General features: G+C 56.5%; 18 protein-coding genes. 6 read left to right on the top strand and 12 right to left on the bottom strand.

Going from position 1 to position 24,956, the window contains the following annotated elements; genetic code table 11:
- Window positions 1-146: 146 nt before the first annotated feature.
- The 5 genes from LG203_RS04475 to guaB form a co-directional block, all read right to left on the bottom strand.
- The gene (locus tag LG203_RS04475; RefSeq protein WP_230344674.1) at window positions 147-2,627 is read right to left on the bottom strand and encodes a TonB-dependent receptor; all 2,481 of its coding nucleotides are present in this window, start codon (window positions 2,625-2,627) and stop codon (window positions 147-149) included.
- Window positions 2,628-2,733: 106 nt separating this feature from the next.
- Window positions 2,734-3,795: a FecR domain-containing protein gene (locus LG203_RS04470; protein WP_230344673.1), complete on the bottom strand. Its 1,062-nt coding sequence runs from the start codon at window positions 3,793-3,795 to the stop codon at window positions 2,734-2,736.
- Between the two features lie 8 nt (window positions 3,796-3,803).
- Window positions 3,804-4,316: a sigma-70 family RNA polymerase sigma factor gene (locus tag LG203_RS04465; RefSeq protein WP_230344672.1), complete on the bottom strand. Its 513-nt coding sequence runs from the start codon at window positions 4,314-4,316 to the stop codon at window positions 3,804-3,806.
- Window positions 4,317-4,617: 301 nt separating this feature from the next.
- Window positions 4,618-6,225 carry a glutamine-hydrolyzing GMP synthase gene (gene guaA, locus LG203_RS04460; RefSeq protein WP_230345031.1) on the bottom strand — a complete coding sequence of 536 codons (1,608 nt, stop codon included), beginning with the start codon at window positions 6,223-6,225 and terminating at the stop codon, window positions 4,618-4,620.
- 86 nt (window positions 6,226-6,311) lie between these two features.
- Window positions 6,312-7,772, bottom strand: coding sequence for an IMP dehydrogenase (guaB, locus tag LG203_RS04455; protein ID WP_230344671.1), 1,461 nt, complete (start codon window positions 7,770-7,772; stop codon window positions 6,312-6,314).
- 237 nt (window positions 7,773-8,009) lie between these two features.
- Here guaB and LG203_RS04450 point away from each other — a divergent pair, with 237 nt between their 5' ends.
- Window positions 8,010-8,486, top strand: a complete 477-nt coding sequence (locus tag LG203_RS04450; protein ID WP_230344670.1) for a DUF4124 domain-containing protein — start codon at window positions 8,010-8,012, stop codon at window positions 8,484-8,486.
- 56 nt (window positions 8,487-8,542) lie between these two features.
- Here LG203_RS04450 and LG203_RS04445 read toward each other — a convergent pair whose 3' ends face one another.
- Window positions 8,543-8,848 carry an RnfH family protein gene (locus tag LG203_RS04445; RefSeq protein ID WP_230344669.1) on the bottom strand — a complete coding sequence of 102 codons (306 nt, stop codon included), beginning with the start codon at window positions 8,846-8,848 and terminating at the stop codon, window positions 8,543-8,545.
- A gap of 13 nt (window positions 8,849-8,861) precedes the next feature.
- Window positions 8,862-9,293, bottom strand: coding sequence for a type II toxin-antitoxin system RatA family toxin (locus LG203_RS04440; protein ID WP_230344668.1), 432 nt, complete (start codon window positions 9,291-9,293; stop codon window positions 8,862-8,864).
- A gap of 116 nt (window positions 9,294-9,409) precedes the next feature.
- Here LG203_RS04440 and smpB point away from each other — a divergent pair, with 116 nt between their 5' ends.
- Window positions 9,410-9,868 (top strand): SsrA-binding protein SmpB, encoded by a 459-nt coding sequence (gene smpB, locus LG203_RS04435; protein WP_230344667.1) that lies wholly within the window; start codon window positions 9,410-9,412, stop codon window positions 9,866-9,868.
- A 17-nt stretch (window positions 9,869-9,885) separates the two neighbouring features.
- Here the strand turns inward: smpB and LG203_RS04430 are convergent, their stop codons facing one another.
- Both LG203_RS04430 and LG203_RS04425 read right to left on the bottom strand, forming a co-directional pair.
- On the bottom strand, window positions 9,886-11,289 hold the full coding sequence (locus LG203_RS04430) for a phage tail sheath family protein (RefSeq protein ID WP_230344666.1): 1,404 nt from the start codon (window positions 11,287-11,289) through the stop codon (window positions 9,886-9,888).
- Window positions 11,290-11,367: 78 nt separating this feature from the next.
- Entirely contained in the window at window positions 11,368-13,983 is a 2,616-nt protein-coding gene (locus LG203_RS04425) for a chemotaxis protein CheW (RefSeq protein ID WP_230344665.1), read from the bottom strand.
- Between the two features lie 216 nt (window positions 13,984-14,199).
- Between LG203_RS04425 and LG203_RS04420 the strand changes: the two genes are divergently transcribed.
- On the top strand, window positions 14,200-15,435 hold the full coding sequence (locus LG203_RS04420; protein ID WP_230344664.1) for a putative DNA modification/repair radical SAM protein: 1,236 nt from the start codon (window positions 14,200-14,202) through the stop codon (window positions 15,433-15,435).
- 5 nt (window positions 15,436-15,440) lie between these two features.
- A complete protein-coding gene (locus tag LG203_RS04415) occupies window positions 15,441-16,301 on the top strand; it encodes a TIGR03915 family putative DNA repair protein (protein WP_268867330.1) in 861 nt (286 codons plus the stop codon).
- Between the two features lie 92 nt (window positions 16,302-16,393).
- On the opposite strand, the gene efp is transcribed toward LG203_RS04415, so the two are convergent.
- The 3 genes from efp to greB are packed head-to-tail and all read right to left on the bottom strand — an operon-like array spanning window position 16,394 to window position 18,644.
- On the bottom strand, window positions 16,394-16,951 hold the full coding sequence (gene efp, locus LG203_RS04410) for an elongation factor P (protein ID WP_230344662.1): 558 nt from the start codon (window positions 16,949-16,951) through the stop codon (window positions 16,394-16,396).
- Window positions 16,952-17,010: 59 nt separating this feature from the next.
- Window positions 17,011-18,135, bottom strand: a complete 1,125-nt coding sequence (gene earP, locus LG203_RS04405) for an elongation factor P maturation arginine rhamnosyltransferase EarP (protein WP_230344661.1) — start codon at window positions 18,133-18,135, stop codon at window positions 17,011-17,013.
- A 14-nt stretch (window positions 18,136-18,149) separates the two neighbouring features.
- Window positions 18,150-18,644: a transcription elongation factor GreB gene (greB, locus tag LG203_RS04400; RefSeq protein WP_407665365.1), complete on the bottom strand. Its 495-nt coding sequence runs from the start codon at window positions 18,642-18,644 to the stop codon at window positions 18,150-18,152.
- 75 nt (window positions 18,645-18,719) lie between these two features.
- Between greB and LG203_RS04395 the strand changes: the two genes are divergently transcribed.
- Window positions 18,720-21,449, top strand: a complete 2,730-nt coding sequence (locus LG203_RS04395) for a PD-(D/E)XK nuclease family protein (RefSeq protein WP_230344659.1) — start codon at window positions 18,720-18,722, stop codon at window positions 21,447-21,449.
- Window positions 21,446-24,871, top strand: coding sequence for a UvrD-helicase domain-containing protein (locus LG203_RS04390; RefSeq protein ID WP_230344658.1), 3,426 nt, complete (start codon window positions 21,446-21,448; stop codon window positions 24,869-24,871). Before LG203_RS04395 ends, LG203_RS04390 begins: the two co-directional genes overlap by 4 nt.
- Window positions 24,872-24,956: the final 85 nt, after the last annotated feature.

Here is a 24,956-nt window from a genome sequence, read left to right as displayed (position 1 = left end):
CTGGTCGGGGAATCTGAGGCGACTTATCTGAATAATTCGACTAGCTTCTGCAAAGAGATGAGGCCTTGGGTGAAGGGGGAATTTTAAAGATGTTGATAACGGCCGCTATGTCATTCTTGGCGGCCGTTATCAGCACGGCATTGCCCCTAGAAATCCGCGGAGACTGACAGCAGGAGGGTGCGAGGTGCCCCAACAGTCAGCCCGTCGCGTGCTGCAGATAGCCAGTAGTTTTTGTCGAATACGTTTTCGATGGAGCCTCTGACCGTGATGGGCGTTTTCCCGGCCATGAAGGCGTAGCGGGCTCCCAGGTCATAACGCGTCCAGGTCGGGATGCGTTGCGTATTGCCGGCATCCACATATTGCGGGCTGGTATGTACCATGCGGGCTGTTAGTGTCAGCCCTTGCAGTACAAGGGGATCCCACTCTCCTGCAAGGTTGAACTGCAGCTTGGGTACGGCGGGTGCCGTGTTGCCATCATTGGTACCCGCTTCTGTTTTGGTCAGCTTGCCTTGCGTCCATGCCAGGCCACCCAGTACACGAACGTGATCGGTAGCTTCTCCCTGGGTAATCAACTCAATACCCCGATTCCGCTGCTCGCCATCCATGCCATAGCGGCTTGTGGCTGGATTGATAAAGCCTGCAGGCCGCTCGATCTGAAATACGCTCAGGGTCGAGGCAAAACGCCCGAAGTCATACTTCAGACCAGCTTCACGTTGCTTGGATACCTGTGGCGCGAACATTTGTCCGGCATTGCTGGCACCACTTGGTGCGGTGTCACCTTGGCTTAGCGCTTCAATGTAGTTGCCATAAAAAGACAGCTGATCGCCGGGCTTGATGACGAGGGCTACGGCAGGCGTGACATCGGATTTGTCGTAATGGTCTGTTCTGGCGCCTGTCGTACCATTGAAGTTCGATGTTTCGACTTGCTGGCGTCGCGCGCCCAGGGTGAGCTGCACCTTGCGATCCATCATTGAAATGGTATCTGCTACAGCCAGGCTGTTCAGCCTCGCCTCACTTACCTTGGGCAGGTGGCCGTTCAGTGTCAGGCTTGGCTCAGCAAAAGTGACTGGAGAGTAAATGCTGGAAGCACTGACACTGCCAATCAGTCTTAGCAACCTGTTCTCCTGGGAGAATGTGCTGTTGCTCAGAACCACCTCGTGCTCAAGGGCGCCGGTGGTGACTTTGCCTCTGATGCCGGTTTCGGCCGATAGCGCGCTGATGGACTCGTTCAGGCGGGAAGGTCTTAAAAATAGCCCACCTTGTGGGTTTTGCAATTGCATGCTGGTTTGCAAACTATTGAAATCATATTCTTTGCCGCCAACTGCGCCATAGATGGTCCAGCTCTTGTTTACATCAAACTCGGCCCGCATGGCACCAGATAGCTCATTGCTTGCCCAGTATGTCCACTTGGGAATGAAGTTCTTGTCTGCGTCTGGCGCATGACCAATCTTTACGCCAGCCTCGGGGGCGAATAACAACGCCCCTCGACCTCGTGTAACGTTGTGCTGGTAGTTAAAGTCGCCCTCCAGACGAACGCGTTCACCCTGAAAGTCCATGCCAATCGCAATGGCATCCAGATTGTCTCTGACGTTGTTGACGGCTGTTTCGCCGGAGCTGGTGATGGCATTCAGTCGTATGCCCAGCTGTTGTTCTGCACCGAAGCGGCGGGCTATGTCCACGTGGGCTCCCAATACGCTATCTCCCATGTAAGAGAGCGTCAGGCGGTTGAGTGGGGTGGCACCTGCGCGCTTGGGGACCAGATTGATAGACCCGCCAACCGAGCCTGCCGGCGCCATGCCATTCAGCAAGGCATTGGGGCCTCTCAAGACTTCAACGCGCTCAATCCCGATAAGGGAGCTGGTGTTGCGTGGGGACACCCCATAGAGGCCATTGAACATCACATCGTAATTAAACAGGGTGAAGCCGCGGATATTGAATTCATCGCGCCCTGAACTGCGCGAGTATGTATTGCGAATGGAGGGGTCATTGATGAGGATGTCGCCTATACTCCTTGCCTGCTGGTCTTCGATCAGTTTGGCAGTGTATTGGGTTCCACTGAATGGGGTATCCTGCATGTCTTTATTGCCGAGCAAGCCAACCCGTCCGCCGCGCGCAACCTGGCCACCTGCATAGTCCTTGGGCAGCGTGCTGGAGGAGGTGTCCGAGGATGCTATTACCTTGACTTCCGGCAGTACGCTCTCATCAGGCTTGCTTTGACTGACAGCTGCCTTCTGTAAGACATAGCCTCCTCCTGTTTTGGGCGTCGCCTCCAGCCCGCTGCCTTGCAACAATGCGGCGAGGCCAGTCGCCGCGGTATAACGACCTTTCAGTCCTTTTGTATTCAGCTTGTCCAGCGCTGCTGCATCGTAGGACAGATTGATGTCTGCTGCCGTGGCAAACTGAATCAGGGCTGCATCCAGTGGGCCTGGCGCGATGTTGAATTCACTCGAATTCTGCGGCAACTGCTTGCCAGACTCTTCGGCTGCCCATGCGATCTGTGGCAGCGTGGTCACGCCTATCGCGATACTGAACAGGGCGCCCTGAACAGCAAGGCTGAGTATGGTGCGGGAAGGCTTTGATCGCAGAGAGTGTGCGTTCTTTAGTCGATGGTAATGATCAGGTGTCATATCGGTCTTTCCATGAGGTAGGTTAAATGCTTCTACCAAGTAGGCCGATTGAGATGGAAAATCCCCTCAAATTATTTGAAATTTTTTATGAGGATTTTGCGAGACCTTATAACAGGGCGTCGCTATCCGTGTTTGCAGGTCCGACGGATACCCACAGGCGGGTGCGGTAACTGAGGCTTATGGGCTGGGTATGGGCGAGAAACTGCAGTGTTTTGTCCGTGTCCTTGATGTGGAACAGCCCCGACACTCGTAAATCGGCAATCTCTGGCGCGCAACTGATATGCCCCATGCGATAACGGGCGAGCTCTGCCAATAAATCAGCTAGCCGAATGTTATTGCCAGAAATGACCCCATGGACCCAGCTGCCGGCATCCATGCCTTGCAAGTTGGCGGGCTCCGTGCCGCTTTCCCGTAACCAGCGGCTTTCATTTGCTTTTACGACATAGGATGCCTTGCTTTGCGCTGGATACAGCGCTACGGCATGCTCCTGCACGCTAATGAGCGCACCTTCTGTTGCCAGCCTGACCGTGAAGCGTGTTCCCAGTGCCTGCATTTTGCCAAACGAGGTGTATACGAGAAAAGGCCGCTTTTCTGCATGGTGCATATCGGTGCCGGTCTTCACCATGATTTCGCCACGGAGCAACAGGATAATGCGGTTTTCTCCCGACAGGTCTGTGCGAATGGCCGTGTCGGTATTCAGTATCAGCTCGGTGCCATCGGCAAGCTGCAATGTGCGTTGTTCGCCTATGCCGGTGCTGGCGTCGGCGGTAAGGCGTTGCCAGGGCAATTGGGCTCGCATTAGCCAGCCCGTGCCGATGGCAAGGGTTGCCAGTGACAGCAGTTGTATTGTTTTGCGCCGCTTCAGCAAGCTCTGGTGACGTTGCTGATCGGCATGCTCCATGGCGGAAATTACTATGGCAGAAGGTGCGCTTGTGTCCGAAAAGCTATGGCGTAGTGAATGAATGCGTTCCCAGGCAACAGCATGCATGGGGTTTGCCCGCAGCCAATCTTCAAATCTGCGTTTTATGTCTTCGTTGGCTTCGTTATAGTCGAGTTTGATCGACCATGTGATGGCGGCATCGATAATGTCGTCTGGCAGAGCGGCTGATGATGGAATGTCGGGATTGTCATTCTGGGGCTGGGTGTTGGCGGCAGATGTGGAATGCATTGCGGTGCTCATGGCTCAAAACGCAAGGCATAGCAATGCCGTAAGGCTTTAGCTATGTAGCGCTCTACGGTTGCCAGAGAGACTCCGATTTGTTCAGCAATCTGCGGGCACGTTAAGCCATCTAGCTGCGCCATCAGAAAAGCATTGCGTACCATGGGCTTGAGAGCATCAAGCGTGCGATCAATCTCAATGAGCGTTTCCAGGAATATCAGGCGACTTTCAGGCGGGGGTGCCTCGGGGGCTGGCCAGCTTGCCAGCGTTTCCTGCCATGCCAGCTCCAGTTCACGCCGCCGCCAGTGCTCGACCACAAAACCGTGGGCAATCGTGGACAGAAAAGCGCGGGGCTGATGGGCCTGAACGGGCTGCTTGCGTAATAGCAAGCGCATGAATACATCCTGCGCCATGTCATTGGCATCAAACGCATTGCCCAATTTACGGCGTATCCAGCCTTGCAACCAACCATAGTGGTCAATGTATAAAGCATGGACTTCTTGATGCAGGGTAAGGTCCGGCTTCGACACGAGGAATTCCTGGATGGGCCCATGTTGCAATTGAGAATCATTATTATATTGCGGTAGGCAATTTATGCGCAATAGCTAAGTGGACATCTCTCGATGGCAGGCATTCCTGTCGGGCATCCGTTGGCGGATTTTATGTGTGGGCATACGGCATGCGTGTTGAGGAGCTTGAGCAAGCAAGGGAAATACATTCGCGATTTTGCAGACAACCGGGATTAGGCATTCTGTCTGGGTACTGGAGTGTGTTTCGAAGCTAATCACACTCCAGCCTTGATACTACGAAATCAGAAAGTGAATCCTGATTTCATTCCCACTCAATCGTTGCCGGTGGTTTGCCGGAGATGTCGTAGACGACGCGATTGATGCCACGGACTTCGTTGATGATGCGGTTGGAGACGCGGCCGAGCAGGCTGTAGGGGAGTTCGGCCCAATGCGCAGTCATGAAGTCGCTGGTGATGACGGCGCGCAGGGAGACGACGTAGTCGTAGGTGCGGCCGTCGCCCATGACGCCGACGGATTTGACTGGCAGGAAGACGGTAAAGGCCTGGCTGGTGAGGTCGTACCAGCTTTTGCCGCTGACGTCGTCTATGGTGCTGCGCAATTCTTCGATGAAAATCGCATCTGCCTGACGCAGCAGGTCGGCGAACTCCTGTTTCACTTCGCCCAGAATCCGTACGCCGAGGCCGGGACCGGGGAAGGGGTGACGGTACACCATGTCAGGCGGCAGGCCGAGGGCTACGCCCAGCTGGCGAACTTCATCCTTGAACAGGTCGCGCAGGGGTTCCAGCAGCTTCAGGCCCAATTGCTCCGGCAGGCCGCCTACATTGTGGTGGCTCTTGATGGTGACGGCTTTTTTGGATTTCGCGCCGCCAGATTCAATCACGTCCGGGTAGATCGTGCCTTGAGCCAGGAACGTGGCGCCTTTATGGCCGCCGGTGCCAGCCTTGAGTTTGGCGGCTTCAGCCTTGAACACTTCAACGAATTCACGGCCGATGATCTTGCGCTTGGCTTCCGGGTCGCTGACGCCAGCGAGCTGGCCCATGAATTGCGCGGTGGCATCCACATGGATCACGCGGGCGTGCAACTGGCCTGCAAACATTTCCATGACCATCTTGCCTTCGTTGAGGCGTAACAGGCCATGGTCAACAAACACACAGGTCAGCTGGTCGCCGATGGCGCGGTGGATCAATGCGGCTGCAACGCTGGAGTCCACGCCGCCGGACAGGCCCAGAATGACCTCTTCATCGCCCACTTGCTGGCGAATGCGCTCAACGGCTTCGCTGATGTAGTCGCCCATGATCCAGTCAGCGCGGGTCTGGCAGATATCCAGCACGAAGCGGTTCAGCATGGCCTGGCCTTGGCGGGTATGCGTGACCTCGGGGTGGAACTGCACGGCGTAGAATTTGCGCTCTTCATCGGCCATGGCGGCAATCGGCGTGGTGTCGTTGCTGGCAATGACCTTGAAGCCAGGTGGCAGCTCAGTGACTTTATCGCCGTGGCTCATCCATACCTCCAGCAGGCCATGGCCTTCGCTGTTGGTGCGATCCTGAATCGCATTGAACAGGGCAGAGTGGCCGCGCGCACGGACTTCGGCAAAGCCGAATTCGCGCTTGGTGCCTGCTTCCACCTTGCCGCCGAGCTGCTGGGCCATGGTTTGCATGCCGTAGCAGATGCCGAGCACGGGCACGCCCAGCTCAAACACCGCTTGCGGTGCACGGTCGGTTTCCTCTTCGTACACGCTGGCATGGCTGCCGGAGAGAATGATGCCGTTGGCGCCAAAGTCGCGCACAAAATCATCGGAAACATCACATGGATGAATTTCGCAATAAACATGCGCTTCACGTACGCGACGTGCAATGAGCTGGGTGACCTGGGAGCCAAAGTCGAGGATAAGGATTTTCTGGTGAGCCATGGTATTGAGTGCCATTAAAATGATGAAGGGCAAACGGCTTTAATCAGTATCAAAGCGGTTTGCCCATGCATCAATGCAGGTTGATGTTAGTCGATATGATAGTTCGGCGCTTCTTTGGTGATCTGCACATCGTGTACATGCGATTCGCGCATGCCGGCCGAGGTGATCTGCACAAACTCGGCTTTTTCGCGCATTTCGTTGATGCTCTTGCAGCCCACATAGCCCATGGAGGCGCGCAGGCCACCCATCAGCTGGTGAATGACGGCAATCACGCTGCCTTTGTATGGCACGCGACCTTCAATGCCTTCAGGTACCAGCTTGTCGGCATTGCCTTCGTTGTCCTGGAAGTAACGGTCACTGGAGCCTTTTTGCATGGCGCCAACCGAACCCATGCCACGGTATGACTTGTAAGAGCGGCCCTGGAACAGTTCGATTTCGCCTGGGGCTTCTTCTGTACCTGCAAACATGCCGCCCAGCATCACGGAATAAGCACCGGCGGCGATCGCCTTGGAAATGTCACCGGAGTAACGGATGCCGCCATCGGCAATAAACGGAACGCCCGTGCCACGCAATGCTTCTTCAACATTCGATACGGCGCTGATTTGCGGAACGCCTACACCGGCCACGATGCGGGTGGTGCAGATGGAGCCTGGGCCGATACCGACCTTGACGCCGTCAGCGCCTGCATCCACCAATGCCAGTGCTGCGGAAGCGGTGGCGATATTGCCGCCGATGACCTGCACTTGCGGGAAGTTCTGCTTGACCCATTTGACGCGATCCAGCACGCCCTGAGAGTGACCGTGGGCGGTGTCGACCACGATGGCATCAACGCCGGCTTCTACCAGAGCGGCGACGCGTTCTTCGGTGCCTTCGCCCACGCCGACTGCAGCGCCTACGCGCAAGCGACCATGGGCATCTTTACAGGCCAGGGGGTGATCCGTCGATTTCTGAATGTCCTTGACCGTGATCAGGCCCTTGAGGTCAAAGGCATCATTCACGACCAGCACCCGTTCAAGGCGGTGCTTGTGCAGGAGCGCCATGACGGCTTCACGTGGGGCACCTTCTGGTACGGTGACCAGACGCTCGCGTGGCGTCATGATGTTGACGATAGGCTGGTCAAGATTGGTTTCAAAGCGCAAGTCACGGTTGGTGACAATGCCGACTACCTTGGTGCCATCCACGACGGGCAGGCCGGAAATCTTGTGCTGGCGGGTTAAGGCCAGAACATCGCGCACGGTCATGTGCGGTTGAATGGTGACGGGGTCGTTGACCACGCCGGACTCAAAACGCTTGACGCGAGCCACATGGGCAGCCTGCGTCTGAATGTTCATGTTTTTGTGAATAATGCCCATGCCGCCTTCCTGGGCGAGCGCAATCGCCAGTGGGGCTTCCGTCACGGTGTCCATGGCTGCAGACACAACGGGGATATTGAGGCGAATAGAGCGGGTGAGCTGGGTGGCGAGGCTTACTTCGCGTGGCAGCACATTGGAGTGTGCCGGTACCAGTAATACGTCATCGAAGGTAAGCGCTTGTTGCAACAGACGCATATAATTTCTTTCCGACAAAAGCTAATTATACCGATTTGCCGTATTTCGGTAAACGACCATCATGCGTTGGTGTAAGCAAACGGTCTTATTTTTACCGGCGCCGTTGCCAGGACTGCTTTAAATGATCCTTGCACGTGCGGTCAGGCGCAGCCCGTTGCCAGCAGCATTGGTCAGGTGTGCATTGACGGGAAGCGCCACTGGTTTTACGCTAGCCTCAATCTTAGCCAAGGAATTTTCATGATGCATTCGCGCTTGTTCGCTATCGCTTTATTGCTGTTGCCACTGGTGGCGATGGCCGATGTTTATAAATGGAAAGATACCAATGGCACCACACGCTACTCTGATATTCCTCCCAAAAACCTGCCTTATGAAACTGTAGGTGGGGGCAAGATCGCCGCACCTGCTCCAACCCCTGCCAAGGCACCTGCAGAAGAAGGTGCATCTAACAAGGATCCCCGGCTGGCGAAAGAAATTGATGCCCAGCGTCGTCGAGATGATGCGGAGCGCTCAAAGAAGCAGGATCAGCTCAAACAGGCTGCGGACAAGCAGAAGCAGGAGAATTGTGCTGCGGCGCGTGGCAATCTTGCCAATTATCAGCAAGGCGGCCGTATCTACAAGATGAATGCGGATGGCGAGCGCGAGTATCTGGATGACAACGCGATTGACAAAGGGCTGGAGGAGGCCCAGAAACAGGTCGATAAATACTGCAAATAGATAAGGCTGGTCTTACAGATATGCGCAAGCGGTGGTGATGGAAACCACCGCTTTTTTTAACGCTTTTTCATGTCCCGGCCTTCGGCAGCCCGCTTTCTGCGAATCGCTTTGGGGTCTGCTATCAGTGGGCGGTAAATCTCAACTCTGTCACGGGCGCGTAAAGGCGTTTGCAAGCTAGCGGCCTTGCCGAAAATGCCAATCTTGTTCGTGGCGAGGTCAATCTGGGGGAATTCCGTCAAGATGCCGGAGCGGATAATGGCCTCCTCAGTCGTTGCGCCATTTTCTACCATGAGGGGAATAATGCGTTGCCTGTCAGGCTCGGCATAAGCAACTTCAACCAGTATATGTGGGTTGGAATCCATGATGGACGGCTGTCTAGCGGTAAACCTCGTCGGCGCGCACGACAAAGGCATCGACGAAGGTATTGGCAATGTGGCTGAATACCGGCGAAATCAGCTTTTCCAGCAAGCCATTTGAGAACTCATAGTTCAGCCGGAACTCGATCTTGCATGCTTCTTCTGCCAGCGGAATAAAGCGCCATACCCCCTCCAGATGGCGGAAAGGGCCATCTTTCAGCCGTATTTCCATGACGGTGGGGTAGGTCTTGATATTCTGGGTGGTGAAGTGCTGCTTGATGCCGTGATAATCAATGCGCAGAGTGGCGGTGGTGGATTCCTCGTCGCGCTGGATCACCTCGGTGCCGCCGCACCACGGTAAAAAGGCAGGATAGTTTTCGACGGCATCCACCAGCGCATACATGCGCTCGCAGGAGTGCGGGACCAATACTGTTTTTTCAACCTGAGCCATCGGAGCTTTGCAACTGGAGTAAAATGGCAATTTTAAGCCATATTCCCGGTGCGGCACCATAAACTTTGACCATGGTGACATGGTCTGTGGGTGATGCATCACCGGAACGGATAGACATGAGCATTGCACAGAACAAAAAAGCATTTCACGATTATTTCATCGAGGAAAAATACGAAGCGGGTATCGTACTGGAAGGCTGGGAAGTCAAGGCCATACGCGATAATCGTATCCAGTTGAAAGAGGCCTATGTGATCATCCAGCGCGGGGAGATTTACCTGATTGGCTGCCATGTCACGCCATTGGGCTCTGCGTCAACGCACGTTCGGCCGGATGCCATTCGTACCCGCAAGTTGCTGCTGCATTCTGAAGAAATTGCCAAACTGATCGGCAAGGTGGAGCGGGCTGGCTATACGCTGGTGCCGCTGGACCTGCACTACACTCGGGGACGCATCAAGCTGCAGATCGGGCTGGCCAAGGGCAAGAAGCAGTACGATAAACGCCAGACGGAGAAAGAGCGTGATTGGAAGATGGAGCAGAATTCGCTCATGAAACGTCACGTGAAATCGCAGGCCTGATTTACCTCAGGCCTATTTTAGGTATCTGCCCCCAGTATGAAGCTCAGTTGCATATGAACAAACTCTGATGGGCGTTGCGTGGCGAGGCCTATCTCAAGCCTTATGCGCCTATCTGCCACATCCTGCAGGGTCATGGTTAGCCCTTGACCCACGCGAACAAAAAAAGCCTGCTCAGGCTTATCTCCCACAAACACACTGTTGCGCCATAGCATCATCAGAAATATCTCGACGCTGGATTGCAGTTTTTGCCAGGTGGCAGCCGTGTTTTCTTCAAATGTCAGCCAGCCGGCGCTGCGCCGGATGCAGGTTTCTATCCAGGTACATAAACGTCTCGTGGGTACATAGCGCCATTCGTTATCATTGCCCGCCAACGTACGGGCACCCCATACCAGCGTGCCTTTGTGCGTGAAAAGCCGGATGGGATTGATGGACTTGCCACGCGTGACATCCACGTTCATGGTTTCGTAATCCGCCACCGGCAGCTCCACGGCAGGGGCGTTTACCAGCGCCAGTGTCATGTTGGCTGGGGCTTTCCAGATGCCGCGATTGCGATCCTGGGCCGCATAGCATCCGGCGATGGCCCCGGATGGTGGCAGCATGCGCGGTTGGGCATGAATGGCAGCAATCACGGCGGTATGCAAAGGGCGCTGATGCGCAAACAGGTTTGCAAGGGAAACGACTCTGCCATCCGCAAGGGTAACGCGGATATTGGCTTCGTCCAGTCGGCGCGGCAGGCTGACCAATAGATGGGGTGCATACACTGCGCCCCAGGCCAGATGCTGCTGGCCGATGGCTTGTTCACGATAGATTTCTACGCCCTCGTGAAAATGCTGCGCCAAGCTGATGGCATTGCCTGTGGCGGGTTTGAAGAACATATCGAGAATCACAAATCGGTCATGGCAGGTAGCGGCATGGGATAAGGCTGCATCGGCCAGAGTGCGATAGTCATCCAGGCTGAGTGCCTGCATTTCGGGGATGACGATGAGGTCTATGCCCTGCATGTTGGCCGCGACATTCAGGCCTGCCTGTAACTCCGTCAATTGCATAGATTCATCGACTGTTTTGAATCTGCCGATGGAAATTACCCAGCAATCTTGCCCGCCATTGGCAAAAAACAACTCGAGGCTGTCATGCAGCACGTGCGGGCTGGTGGATTGCACCTGGGCTGTAGCGGTGCCATCGGCCTTGATGGAGATTGCAAAGCCGCTTTCGGGATACGCACTGCCGAAAAGCTGGATGAATTCCCATTGATGACTGATGCGGCGAGGGACGAGGGTGAGCGGTTCCTGGGAAGTGCCAGCGAGTTCGGTATATCCGATAAATACCGGTACTCCACTCGCCATGGCTTCAATGGCGGGCGGAGTCGAGGATGCTTCTTCCACATACACGCCAGGCGTGAGGTATTCCTTAGGCATGCTCATGATCTCGCGCGGATTTCAAGCCGCCATCATACTCGCTTGTGCGTAGTGTCTTGCGATGTGTACCGAATGTAAGGGCAATCAAGCCGCAATCTGCACGACATTGTTTTCCAGTGCCTGCTGGTAGTTGTGTATTTTCTTCCAGAGGCTTTGCGTGGATAACACAATCAGCAGGTTGTCCTTGCCGCTGTCAGATTTAACCCGGGTGACGCCCTCGGCAGGAGTGTTGCCTATGGAGAATATCGTTGCAATCAGCTCAATGTTGGCTGGCACAATCGAGGGAATCTCGCCGAGTGCACTGACCAGTATGCCAAAGCGTGGGGACTCCTCCGTGGCTTCGATTACAATCACTTGTCGATTCTCAGGCGCGGTGTGGCACTCGGTATTGATCAGTTTTGCCAGGTTCAGCACCGGGATCACGCCGCCTCTATGCTGCATGACGCCTTCCAGGATGTGGGCACTTTCCGGCAGTTGCTTGATGTTTTCCGGTTGCACCGCTTCCAGTACCTGGCCAGCAGGCAGTGCCATCCATTCATTACCCACATAGAAGGTGGCATATTCTTCCGCTCCGGCCACCGCGCTACCGCTGGAGGTCGGCTTGAATTGAGTGTGCTGATAGGTATTATCCGAGCTGATCATGGCGTCAATATCTGCCGCGTTGCCCAATGGAATAAAGATCAGTGCCGTCACTGCATTCTGATAGGGGTCATTTGGCCCCTTGAACTCGCGATAGCCCGAGGATGCCCGGGCGCCGACGGCATAATACTGACCTTCATATAGCAGGATATCAAATGCGGCTTCACCGGCAGCCAGTTTGCAGAGGGAGGGCTGGATGGTGAAGGTGCTGCCGACGGCAAATGCAGGGAGGGTGGAAGAAATCACCTGTAGGTCACCATCCACATACAGTGTAAAGCTGCCAGCAATGGGCTCGCCTGCCGTGTCGCGCGGCAGGGCATCCGTCAGCATCGCAGCAAACTGCGGCGCACTGTCGAAGACAATGCCTATGCCACCCACAATGCTGACGTCATCTTCGGAGCGGATGGCGGCGGCGTAGATATAAGTGGGCTTGTTTTTATACAGTGGCGTGGCTTCAAAGCGCGATACCACGTAATCCTGCGAGTTGCGTATACCTCTCAGGCGTGACATCCATTCGGCTTCGATGAATGTGCCTACGCATTCGTTATAGGCGGGGTTGGAAACCGCGATAATCTCGCCCTGACGATCAAACACCACCAAATTGGCATATACCGTATACAGGCCATTGATATACGACAGCACTTTTTCAATGGCGGCGACATCGCTGCGGGAGCGGTTGCTGTGGCTCAGCAATTGACGGAAGGTCGTGGTCAATGCCCACCAACGGCAATCGTTGGCGCGCTCATAAAGGTTCCGATCCATGATGTCGACGGCGAGCGAGGCAAAGAAGCGCGAGTTTTCCAGCATGACTGACACCACGGTCTGATAGAGATCGGATACGGTAGTCTCAATGACATTTTGAGTCTTGAAGCCGGTATTGCTGATCTCCCATAGCAGGGTCTTGGAAAAGCTGGACTGGTGCGCGGTCTGGCCAGACTCGCGTTTTTGCCAGATATTGCCATTCCATACCGACTGATTGAGCCGGTTTTGAATAGTGGATGCCTGCTTGGGGATACCCAACAGTGTTTGCGAAAAGAGCAGGGGGCTACGCATGACCTTGGCGAGCAGCTTTTTGTCGATGCCGGCGACGGAAGTTGCGATGTCGCCATCAAAGGCATGCTCCAGCGGAATCATGGCGTGACCTATCCAGCCTGGGCCCATGTACCCCTGATAACCCTTGGTCTTGCAGGTGACGGCGATGTATTCACGCCCGGCAAAGCGGGTCAGCAGATAGTCTTTATCGGCAGCCACTTCAAGCGGGGCGCCAATGGGAATCTGGTACTTGTCGCTACTGGCAACGACGCACCCTTTTTGATCCAGTAACAGTCCCACGGCCCAATCCTGGTGCGCGATCAGATCACCAAATACACCTTCCATTTCATTTTCAAAGCGGAAGCACAGGCACAACACGCCAGCCACGCGCTGATTAGTGGTGGTAACGCGGTAAGCGTAGATCAGGCTGGTGTTTTGCTCGGGCAGCAGGTCGGTTTTACGGAACACCTCCACATAAGCTTCCGTGGTCTGCAGCGCCTCGGCAATCAGGGCATCCTGGCTTTGCGACACGGGGTTTTTTTCATCCATCTGTACCAGCACATGGCCATCGGTATCGAGCAGGATGATGTTGGAATACACCGAGTATTTTTTGACGTATTCACGAAAGCGATGGCGCAGTGCATCCACATCCGACGGATAGGCTGCCCCGCTGAAATGCTTGTCAAGAAACGCGCGGATATCGTCATCCGTCGCCAGGAATCCAATATCTGCCGTGCGCTCAAACAGATTGCGCACCACAATATCCACCGTCACCTGGGCCTTGGAGGTGAGGGAGGTGACTGTCTTGTCCAGGGTTTCTTCGGCCAGGCTATTCAGCACATCATTGGTGACCTGGCTGAAGGCCTGGCGGGTTTCTGTCATGTCGGTGCCCGTGCCCGAAAGTTGGCTCAGCAACGAAAGGTTGTCCCATACATTCTGCAATTGCTGCAGGCCATCCCGATAACGGTTAAGACTGACCATGCTGTCTATCATGTGACAGTGGCTGCTAGGGATTTGATCGGTAGGCATAGGGAGCTCACTTTCTTGTATGGGTACGGCGCCTAGAAATATATAGCAAAACTTGTGCCTGCTTGTTTTGAAGAGCGGGAGGTTTGCCGTTTTTATTCCGGTTTCGGCCAGTATTCTAATCAGCAATTCCACAAAAAATGATCATTTGCCCAAGTGCAAGGTGATGCAATTAATCATCTGGTATGCATGCGAACTGAACGATCGTACAATGCATATATGCAGCTAAAACAGAAGTTGGAGATACTGGCGGATGCCGCCAAATACGATGCCTCATGTGCCTCCAGCGGCACCGAGCAGCGCAACTCGCGTGATGGCAATGGCATAGGCTCTACCACGGGCATGGGCATTTGCCACAGCTATGCGCCGGATGGCCGTTGTATTTCACTACTGAAAATTCTGCTGACCAACTTTTGTCTGTATGACTGCGTGTACTGCGTTAATCGCGTGACCAGCAATGTGCCCCGTGCGCGCTTCAGTATCGATGAGGTGGTGGAGCTGACCTTGTCGTTTTATCGCCGAAACTATATCGAAGGCCTGTTCCTCAGCTCCGGCATTATTCAGAGCCCGGATTACACCATGGAACAGGTGGTGGAAGTGGCACGCGTGCTACGTGAAGAGCATGATTTTCGCGGTTACATTCATCTGAAAACCATTCCCGATGCCAGCCCCGAATTGCTGGCGCGTGCCGGGCGTTATGCCGACCGGCTCAGCATCAACATTGAGCTGCCCACGGCGGCGAGTCTGTCGTCTCTGGCGCCGGAAAAAGATGGCGTGGCGATTCGTGTTTCCATGGGCAGATTGCGTGAGCGGATTGATGCGAGCAAAGATAAAACCCATACGGGCAAACGCCCGCCGCGCTTCTCACCCGGAGGTCAAAGCACCCAGATGATCGTCGGGGCAGATGCCACGGATGACAGAACCATCCTGAATGCCAGCGCGGATCTCTATGGTCAGTATCGCTTGCGGCGCGTGTATTACTCGGCTTTCAGTCCTATCCCCGATGCCAGCCCGGTGTTGCCTTTGCAATCACCGCCGCTGGTACGCGAGCACAGGTTGTATCAGGCCGATTGGCTGATGCGGTTTTACGGGTTTGAGTCGCATGAAATCATTACCGGTGAGCAAGGCATGCTGGCGTTGGACATGGACCCGAAGACCGCGTGGGCCTTGCAGAATCGCGCCATGTTCCCGGTCGATATCAATCGCGCCCCAAAGGCTACCTTGCTGCGGGTGCCCGGCCTGGGCGTGCGCAATGTGCAACGCATTCTGTCGGCACGCCGCGTCAGGGCCGTGCGGCTGGATGATCTGGTGCGCATGCGGGCGCCCATCAACCGCATGCTGCCGTTCATTCAACTGCCTGACCATCACCCTGGTGCCACGTTGGATGCGACCAGCCTGCCTGCCCAGCTGAAAGAAACACCTGCCATGCCGCAGCAATTGGGATTATTTCTATAGTCGCTATGGAAACCGTTTATCTCCACCATGAAACGGATATGGATGGCTGGCGCGATGCGGCGCGCCGCCTGATTCTGGCAGGCGTGGCCCCGTACGATGTGCACTGGTGTGTGCGGCCGACCGAAGAGTCCATCGCCCAGGGGGAAATATTTGCCATGCCCTCCGCTGAGTCAGTACCTGACACGCAGGCGCCACCAGCCAAAGACGGCCAGCAGCTGATGGTGTCAAAGCAGTTTGTTGAGCTTGCGCGCATGGTTATTTTGCATTGTGCGACAGACCGGTTTGGCTTGCTTTACCGGGTGCTCTGGCGTTGCCAACGTGAGCGCGGATTGATGCGGCTGACGGGCGATGCCGATGTTGCCCGCCTGCATGCCATGGCAAAAGCGGTGGGGCGCGACAAGCACAAGATGAAAGCCTTTGTCCGCTTTCGCGAAACCGTTGTGGAAGGGCGGCCACGCTACTTGGCCTGGTTTGAGCCGGAACATCACATCATGGCGGCGATCGCGCCTTTCTTTATTGGCAGATTCATCAGCATGGATTGGACCATCATGAGCCCACGCATAGGCATGCATTGGGATGGCAAAGCCTTGCAATTTTTGCCTGGTGGCATGCCGGAGGCCTTGCCCGAAGAGGATGCCAGTGAGGCGCTATGGCTGAGTTATTACCGGCATATCTTCAATCCGGCGCGGCTCAAGCTCAAGGCCATGCAAAAGGAAATGCCCAAGAAATACTGGCACAACCTGCCCGAAGCCGAGCTGATTGAAGAGTTGATAGCGGAGGCGGGGGCGCGTACCCAAGCCATGTTGGAGCGGCCACCCGAAGCGCCCAGGCGGAAAATTGTCGGCTACAAACGCAAGCCTGATTGACGGGGGTGATGGATGCGCATGGGCAATAAAAAAAGGGAGCCTAGGCTCCCTTTTTGCATGGTGAATCGCACCATGATTTTCCAGCGTATCGCTTACTTGACGCGGTTCTTGTATTCCAGCGTACGGGTGTCGATTTCGATCTTGTCGCCGATGTCACAAAACAGGGGCACTGGCAGTTCAAAACCGGTGGAGATACGGGCTGGCTTCATTACCTTGCCGGAGGTGTCGCCCTTGACGGCTGGCTCGGTGTAGGTAATTTCGCGAACAACTGAGTTAGGCAGTTCAACGGAGATCGGCTTGCCGTTGTAGAACACCACTTCACATTGCATGCCGTCTTCCAGGAAGTTCAGGGCATCGGCCATGGTTTCGGCTTCGATTTCGTACTGGTTGTATTCGGTATCCATGAACACGTACATCGGGTCAGCAAAGTAGGAGTAAGTCACTTCCTTCTTTTCCAGCACGACAACATCAAACTTGTCATCGGCTTTGTAAACCGCTTCGCTCGGGGATTCGGTGAGCAGATTCTTGAATTTCATCTTGACCACGGAAGAGTTGCGGCCCGATTTGCTGTATTCGGCTTTGAGTACGACCATGGGATCGTTACCCACCATAAATACGTTGCCTACGCGAAGTTCCTGAGCTGTTTTCATGTGTTGTCCTGCGACCTTAAAAAGGGTGAAGTGTAAAAAGCCGCGAATTATACCCTAGATTATTGAAAATTTCTCACAAAAATCACCAGCTTGGCCGCCAGATCGTCTTGTGCAGCAAGGGCTTGCGATTGCTGCCTGGCATGCTGCTGAATGGCGGGCAAGGCCTGCACCAGCCGGGGCCAGCTGCCGGCTGCCAACTGCCGTTGCGCCCATTGCTGATGAAACGTGGCCCAGGCATCTGCCGCATCTCTTTCCAAAGGCGGCAGGTAGCATTGCAAAAACGCTTCCAGTTTGACCAGATGCGTGTCTTCGCTCTGGAAATATGGCTGCCATATGAACGGGCGTGCTGCCCAGATGGCGCGAATCCAGCTGTCTTCACCGCGCACAAAGTTGAGATCGCACGACCACAATAGCTGGTCATACTCCGCCTGGCTGAGAAATGGCAGGATATGGACGCTAAGTGAACCATGCGAGTAATGATCGCCAGGCTGGAGTTTGTCTGCGCCAAAAAATTGGCTGACAGGCGCCAGCAGGCTGCTTTCCGGTATCAGGCACACTACAGGTCTGTCGCCATTCGCCATGGCGGTGAGTAATGTGGGTATGCTGGCTTGCGGATACGCAAAAAGTGAAACCCGCAAGGCATCGGCGGACCTTGGTACCATGCGTAAGCGCGCAGAGGGGTCCGCTTGCGCGGCATCCCTGTCGTCCAGCAAATGGCGCTCGCGCAATAACCCACCGGTATTTTCCGTAAAGCCAGGGAAGAAAAATGTCTTTTTGAGCGCCAGTCGGGGGTGAGGGGAGGGTTGCAGGTGGAATTCTTCCACCCAAGCCTCGGCGCTGAGATATTCCAGGTTGATCCACACCGGCGGCTGCGCGGCCATGGCGTTGATATAAGACTCGGGCAGCTCGCAGGCAAAGGCCTCGATCACCACGTCGGCTATCCGGTCAAATTGAAATTCTGGCGACCAGTGCGCGATGGTGACGCCATCCAGCACTTGCTCGGCCCGCTGTGTATCCAGCGCGGGCAGCAGACGTTGTGCCACCGGCAAGGCATCAACCCACAGCCTGACATCCAGTGAATATTCATGGGCCAGTTGGCGTGCCAGGCGCCAGCAGACACCAATGTCGCCGTAATTGTCGATGATGCGGCAAAAGATATCCCAGCGTTGTCGCTTGTCTGTCATGCGTGCGTATCCGCTCAGCTTTCTGGCGGGCTGTAACGGATATCGATGATTTCGTAGATTTCCTCACCGGCGGGCGTTTGCGCGCGAACCACGTCGCCGATCTGCTTGCCCAGCATGGCGCGCGCGAGCGGCGAAATCCAGCTGATATAGCCGCGGGTGGGATCCAGCTCATTCTGGCCAACGATGCGGTAATGATGTTCGATGTCGCGCTCCAGGGAGTAAAGCGATACCCAGGCACCAAAAAAGACTTTCTCCAGCGATTGTTGATCTTTGGGGTCGACGATCACCGCGAGGTCCATGCTTTTCATCAGAAAACGCAAGCGGGAGTCGATCTGGCGCAGGCGTCGTTTGCCATAGATGTAATCGCCGTTTTCGCTGCGGTCGCCATTGCTCGCCGCCCACGAGACATCGCTCACGACCTTGGGGCGCTCAATTTTATAAAGCTGTTCGAATTCCGCCTTGAGGGTGGCGTAGCCTTCCGGCGTAATGTAATTTTTCTGGTCTGCCATATCGGTTCGCGCCATCTAAGTGGCCTATATGTTAACCTTGAGTCCGGTTAATTGCCCATCTGATTCTATCTTTACATGCACGATTCTCCCGCCCTGATCCTTTGCTCCACGGCACGCCTCGCACGCAGCTTGCGTTTGCATCATGACCGCCGTCAGCATGCCAGCGGATTGTCGGTATGGCAGCCTCTTCCCACCCTTACGCTCAAGCAATGGCTGGATGATGTCACCGAACAAGCCATACTCAGTGGCGAGGTGGATGTTGCCACGGCGCCGCAGGGTGTACTCAGTGAGCTGCAGGAACGCATGTTGTGGGAGCAGGTGATAGAAGAGGCGCTGGCGAACGACAATGCCGCCGCCTTGTTTGATGTGCCCGGCATGGCGCAAGCGGCCATGGAGGCGCATCGCCTGATGTTTGAATGGCAGCTGCAGATTCCGCCGGGTGGCCACACGGAAGAGAGTCGCCAGTTCCTGAACTGGCGCGAGCATTTTGTACAGCGTTGCCGCCAGTCCGGTTGGCTGGAGCCTGTGCGCTATATGGCATGGCAGCTGGATTGTCTGGAGCGCGGCCAACTGCCTTTGCCTGCCAGTATCGCCTTTGCCGGATTTGACCGGCTGGGCCCGCAGGAGCAGCGTTTGCAACATTTGTTGCAACAGCGCGGGGTGGCACTCAGCAATCACGCCACCTTGCTGGCGCAGCCCGGATACGCCCAGCATGCCATATTGGATACACAGGAAGCTGAATGCCGCGCCGCCGTCGCCTGGGTTGCGCAGCAGTTAAATGAACATCCGCAAGCGCGGCTGGGGCTGGTAGTGCCTGAGCTGGGTAAATTGCGTACGCGGCTTGCCGCCTTGCTGGATGAGGTGCTGCACCCCGTTACCGTGCGTCCCGGCTTGGTGGAGGCGGATCGCGCCTATGACTTTTCCCTGGGTTTGCCGCTTAACACACAGCCGGTGGTGCATGCGGCCTTGGCCTTGCTGCGCATCTTCTGGCAGCAACGCATAGAGCAACAGGATTTTTCCGTGTTGCTGCTCAATCCCTATTGGTCTGCCAGCCTGGGCGAGGCGGATGCCCGCGCCCAACTGGATAGCCGCATGCGGCAATGGCTGCCACAAACGGTCAGCATGATGCGTTTGTTACGCCTGATTGAGCGCCTGCAGGAAGGCGAAACCCCGCTGCCTATCAGTCAACTGCTGCAGGATTTACAGGCAGGCTGGGCCGTGCGTGAGGTGCAGCCGCGTCGGCAATTGCCTTCGCTGTGGGCGGCGGCATTTGAACAATTGCTGGCAGCCTTGCAATGGCCGGGCGAACGCAGTATCTCGAGCCATGAGTTCCAGGCGCAGCGCGCTTTCTCGCGCAGTTTGCAAGCTCTGGCGCGGCTGGATGTGTTTGGTGACACGCTGAATGGCATGCAAGCATTGCAGCGCTTGGGCGAGCTCTGCCGCGAGCAGATATTCCAGCCCGAAGTCAGTGGCGATCCGCCCGTACAGGTAATGGGCATGCTGGAAGGCGCTGCTGCCCCGCTGGATGCGCTGTGGGTGATGGGTATGAATGATCATGTCTGGCCACCCCCCCCCAGACCGAATCCCCTTATTCCTGCCACGGTACAGCGCGCCGCCGGTGTACCCAATGCCGATAGTGCCGTGCAAACGGCGTTTGCCCGCATTCTTCAGCAGCGTTTGTTGCATACCGCACCGTCGATCGTGTTTTCCAGCGCATTGAAAGATGGCGAGCGGCAATTGCGCGCGAGCCCGATATTGAGCGATATCTCCGTGTTCGATGGCGATTGGGCCAAAGCCCAGACGCTGGCTGAACAACTGGCGCATGGCGAACACGCCCGCCTGCAAGTGCTGGATGACCACATGGCGCCGGCGGTGGGCGAGGGCGAGCATGTGTCTGGCGGCACTGGCCTCTTGAAAGCGCAGGCCATCTGCCCGGCATGGGCGTATTACCAATATCGCCTTGGCGCGCGTGAGCTCAAAGCCCCGGTGAACGGGCTTGAGCCCGCCGAGCGCGGCACGCTGGTGCACGGCGTCTTGCAACACTTCTGGCAGGGGCATGATTTGGCTTATTTGCAGGCACTGGATGCCGAAGCCTTAAATGCGGCGCTGGCTGAAGCCGCACAACAGGCCTTGCAGGACTTTGCAGCTGAACGCGACGAAACCCTGTCGCCTGCGTTTTGCCAGCTGGAACAGGAACGCCTGATCAAGCTGGTCAGTGCCTGGCTGGCGTTTGAAAAAACGCGCGAAGTGGATTTCACTGTACTGGATTGCGAACGCGACACCAAGGTAATGATTGAGGGCGTGGAGATTCGGTTGGTACTGGACCGGATTGACCAGCTGCCGGATGGGCGCGTACTCATCATGGACTACAAAACCGGGCAAAAGCCAGATATCCGCAACTGGGCAGAGTCGCGCATTACCGAGCCGCAACTGCCGGTCTATGCCGCATTCAGCCTCGACGATGGCGAGGTGGCGGCGGTCAGCTTTGCCATGGTGCGCACCGAAGAGCATGCGTTTTCCGGGATTGCCGGTGAGGAAATCCTGCCTGCGCTGATGACGCTGGATGATCGCAAGGCACGCGATATTTTTGATGCCGAACGCTTTGCCGACTGGCATACCTTGCTCGATCACTGGCGCGAAAGCCTGCAAGCGATTGCCCGCGAGCTCAAATCCGGCGAGGCCGCGGTGCGGGTGGCCGATCCCGTCCAGCTGCGCTATTGCGAAGTGTTGCCCTTGCTGCGTTTGCCCGAGCGGCAACTGCAGTTTGAGCGCCTGCAGGCTCAGCAAGGGGAGAGCCGCGCATGAGTGACAACATGCTGAATGACGAAGTCGCTCTGCAAGAGCATTTACTCGCGCAGGATGACGAAAGCCGTCGTCGTGCCCTGGAACTGGAAAGCTTTATCGTTGAGGCTCCGGCGGGTGCCGGTAAAACCGAGCTGCTGACCCAGCGCTACCTCAAACTGCTGACCACCGTGCGCGAGCCGGAGGAAATCATCGCCATTACCTTTACCAACAAGGCGGCAGCCGAGATGCGGGCGCGTATTCTCGATAGCCTCCTGATGGCGGCCAGTGGCGAACGCCCGCCCCAGCCACACAAGCAGAAGACCTTTGCGCTGGGTCAGGATGCTTTGCAGCACGCGGCGGAGCGCGGCTGGCATCTGCTGGAAAACCCGGCGCGCCTGCGTATTTTTACCATTGATTCGCTGAGCAGCCATCTTGCGCGGCAGATGCCGCTGATGAGCCGCTTTGGCGCACAACCTGCGGTAACAGAAGATGCTTCCGCCTATTACCAGCTGGCGGCCGAGCGCACGCTGGATATGGCCGATGGCCGTAGCGATGCGGTGACGCAAGCCTTGCGCTATGTGGATAACGATAGTTTGCGGCTCACCCAGTTGCTGGCGGACATGCTGGCCAAGCGCGATCAGTGGCTGCCTTATGCCAATCGCACCGATACCCGTGAGCTGGCCGAGGCCGCCTTGCAGCACCTGATTACCCAGGACATGCAGGAAGCGCTGGCCGCTTTCCCGGTGCGACTGCAGCAGGTGCTGATGCCGATTGCGCGCTATGCCGCCACCAACCTGCCATGCGAAGCGCCGATTGCCCTGCTGCGCGATTGGGAAACCCCCATGCCCGCCACCCCGAATGCCTTGCCAATGTGGCTGGCCGCCTGCGAGCTCCTATTTACCGGGCAGGACAGCTGGCGCAAAACCGTCAACGTCAATACTGGCTTTCCGGCGGTCCCTGAATCCAAACCTTATAAGGAACAGCTGGCGGAACTGACCGCCGCCCTGCAAGCCACAGCGGGTGCCGATGCCGCGTTGTGCCGCTTGCGGTGCCTGCCTCAGTTACGTGCAGGGGAGGAAAGCTGGCAGGTAATATCTGCCCTGGCGCAATTGCTTAATCTGGCCGTGGCCCAGCTCTGGTTTGTATTCCAGGAGGCGCGGGAGGTTGATTTTGTCGAGATATCGCAACGTGCCCTGAATGCCCTGGCCGATGATGCGGACGCGCCCAGCGATCTTGCCTTGCGACTGGATTACCGTATCCAGCACCTGCTGGTCGATGAGTTCCAGGACACCAGCCCTGGTCAGGTGCATCTGCTGCAGCGTCTGACGCGAGGCTGGGAAGCCGGAGATGGCCGCACCCTGTTTGCCGTAGGTGATCCCATGCAATCCATTTACCGCTTCCGCAAGGCCAACGTCGGCCTGTTTCTGGAAGTGGCGCGTGAGGGCATAGGCGATATTCACCTGACGCCATTGCAGCTGTGCCGCAATAACCGCTCATGCCCGCCGGTGGTGGACTGGATCAACCATGCGTTTGCACAGGTATTCCCGCGAGAGGACAGCATCGCACGCGGCGCCATTCGCTATCGCCCGTTTGTCGCCACGCGTTTGGACGAGGTCGATACGGGTGTCGTCATGCATCCGCTCATTCAAGGTGTGGACGAGAGCAATGAACAGTTGCGCACGCGTGAAGCGGCACTGATGGTCAAGCTGATCCGCGAAGAGTGGGCCACCCATCCGCAGCGCCACATCGCGGTTTTAGTGCGCGCTCGCAGCCATCTGGAACACCTGGTGGCAGATATTCGCCGTCATCATCGCGATATTCGTTTTCAGGCGGTGGAAATTGAAGCGCTGGCCGGCCGCCAGATCATTCAGGATTTGCTCGCGCTCACGCATGCCTTGCATCATCGCGCGGACCGCGTGAACTGGCTGGCTATTTTGCGCGCGCCCTGGTGCGGGCTCACGCTGGCGGACATGCATGTGCTGGCCGCGAGTGATCATCGCAGCACCATCTGGCGCTTATTGCAGCAGGATGCGCGTCTTGCGGCCATGAGCGAAGATGGCCGTCAGCGCGCGTTGCATGTGCGCAGCATTTTGCAGGAAGTGCTGGCACAACAGGGAAGGCTGCCCGTAAGCCGCTGGTTGCATAGTGCCTGGCTGATGCTGGGCGGGCCTTGGTGCCTGTGGGAGCCGGGCGATGTGCAGGACGTGCAGGCGTTTTTTGCCTTGGTGGACAAGCTGGACAATCAGGGGCAATTCACGCCAACGCGCTTGGCGGAGGAAGTCGAGAAGCTCTATGCCGCTGCTGACGAGGGGGCCGATGGTCGCCTGCAACTGATGACCATCCACAAATCCAAGGGGCTGGAGTTTGATACCGTGATTTTGCCTGGCCTTGAGCGCAAGACGGGTAATCAGGATAGCCCTTTGCTGCTGTGGGAAGAAGTGGCGATTGCGGATGACGAGCAGGGCAGCAGCGTCGAACTGGTTGCCGCGCCTTTTGTACCGAAAGGTGCCAGGCTGGATGACGGCCCAACCCCTTATGATTACCTGCGGCTGCTGGAGAAAGAGCGCGCTGAGCACGAAGATGCCCGGGTGCTGTATGTCGCTGCCACGCGTACCGAACGCCGTCTGCATCTGATTGCCACCGCCACGATCAATGCCAAGGGCGAGCCACGTCCGGCGTCTGGCAGCTTTTTGCAATTGCTGTGGCCGCAAGTGGCCCTGCAGTTTGCCGAGGTCTTGGCAACAGAGGGCGTTAGCGAGACCAGCCCTCAGGCCGAAGCCACGCTTGCCGATTTTGTGCCGCCGCTGGTTCGGTTGCAACAGCCGCAGATGCCCGCCATTTTGCAAACCGCCACGCCGTTTACACCGCTATGGAATCCGGGCGAAGCCAGCGAACCGCTCAGCCTGGCTGCCAGTCTGGAGGCGGATATTGGCACACTGGCCCACCGTTACCTTGAGCTCATGGCGCGTCAAGGTCTGGCTGCCTGGCCGGAGACGCGCATACACCAGGCGAAGCCTGCCATGCAGCGCTGGTTGCAACAGCAAGGCCATGCCGAAAAACCAGCGCAAGATGCCGCCGCAGTGGTGGTGCAATTACTGCTGACGACCTTGCGCAGCGCGGATGGTCAGTGGGTATTGCAGGCACGCGAGGGCGCAGATGCCGAAGTTGCCTGGAGCTATGCCGATGCCAGCGAGCTGAAGCGCTATGTGGTGGATCGTACATTTGTGGAAAATGGCGTGCGCTGGATTATCGATTACAAATCCGTGGCACTAGCGGCTGACATCAGCGAGGAACAGTTAAGGGCGCAAGTGGCGCGCTACCGTTTGCAGCTGGATAACTACGCCAGTCTGTTCGCCGATCAGGGCATTCTGGTCCGCAAGGCTATTTTCTTCCTGGCGCTGGGGAGACTGGTGGAACTGGCTGCTGAGAATCAGCTTTTCTAAATTAAACGACTTTTACCAGACTTGAGTCGGGCACATATCAGAATGTGGTTCAAGTTCGCCCACACTCTGATCTGCAAAGTGGGAT

Origin of the sequence: Methylovorus mays (genome assembly GCF_020531915.1) — a bacterium.
Classification (GTDB): domain Bacteria; phylum Pseudomonadota; class Gammaproteobacteria; order Burkholderiales; family Methylophilaceae; genus Methylovorus; species Methylovorus mays.
Note: the sequence above shows the minus strand (reverse complement) of the source record. Positions and strands in the feature narration are given on the sequence as shown.

Coding starts and splice junctions, on each gene's coding strand:
- LG203_RS04475 (WP_230344674.1), bottom strand. CDS start 2,627: ATGACACCTGATCATTACCATCGACTAAAGAACGCACACTCTCTGCGA.
- LG203_RS04470 (WP_230344673.1), bottom strand. CDS start 3,795: ATGCATTCCACATCTGCCGCCAACACCCAGCCCCAGAATGACAATCCC.
- guaA (WP_230345031.1), bottom strand. CDS start 6,225: ATGGCTCACCAGAAAATCCTTATCCTCGACTTTGGCTCCCAGGTCACC.
- guaB (WP_230344671.1), bottom strand. CDS start 7,772: ATGCGTCTGTTGCAACAAGCGCTTACCTTCGATGACGTATTACTGGTA.
- LG203_RS04450 (WP_230344670.1), top strand. CDS start 8,010: ATGATGCATTCGCGCTTGTTCGCTATCGCTTTATTGCTGTTGCCACTG.
- LG203_RS04445 (WP_230344669.1), bottom strand. CDS start 8,848: ATGGATTCCAACCCACATATACTGGTTGAAGTTGCTTATGCCGAGCCT.
- LG203_RS04440 (WP_230344668.1), bottom strand. CDS start 9,293: ATGGCTCAGGTTGAAAAAACAGTATTGGTCCCGCACTCCTGCGAGCGC.
- smpB (WP_230344667.1), top strand. CDS start 9,410: ATGAGCATTGCACAGAACAAAAAAGCATTTCACGATTATTTCATCGAG.
- LG203_RS04430 (WP_230344666.1), bottom strand. CDS start 11,289: ATGAGCATGCCTAAGGAATACCTCACGCCTGGCGTGTATGTGGAAGAA.
- LG203_RS04425 (WP_230344665.1), bottom strand. CDS start 13,983: ATGCCTACCGATCAAATCCCTAGCAGCCACTGTCACATGATAGACAGC.
- LG203_RS04420 (WP_230344664.1), top strand. CDS start 14,200: ATGCAGCTAAAACAGAAGTTGGAGATACTGGCGGATGCCGCCAAATAC.
- LG203_RS04415 (WP_268867330.1), top strand. CDS start 15,441: ATGGAAACCGTTTATCTCCACCATGAAACGGATATGGATGGCTGGCGC.
- efp (WP_230344662.1), bottom strand. CDS start 16,951: ATGAAAACAGCTCAGGAACTTCGCGTAGGCAACGTATTTATGGTGGGT.
- earP (WP_230344661.1), bottom strand. CDS start 18,135: ATGACAGACAAGCGACAACGCTGGGATATCTTTTGCCGCATCATCGAC.
- greB (WP_407665365.1), bottom strand. CDS start 18,644: ATGGCAGACCAGAAAAATTACATTACGCCGGAAGGCTACGCCACCCTC.
- LG203_RS04395 (WP_230344659.1), top strand. CDS start 18,720: ATGCACGATTCTCCCGCCCTGATCCTTTGCTCCACGGCACGCCTCGCA.
- LG203_RS04390 (WP_230344658.1), top strand. CDS start 21,446: ATGAGTGACAACATGCTGAATGACGAAGTCGCTCTGCAAGAGCATTTA.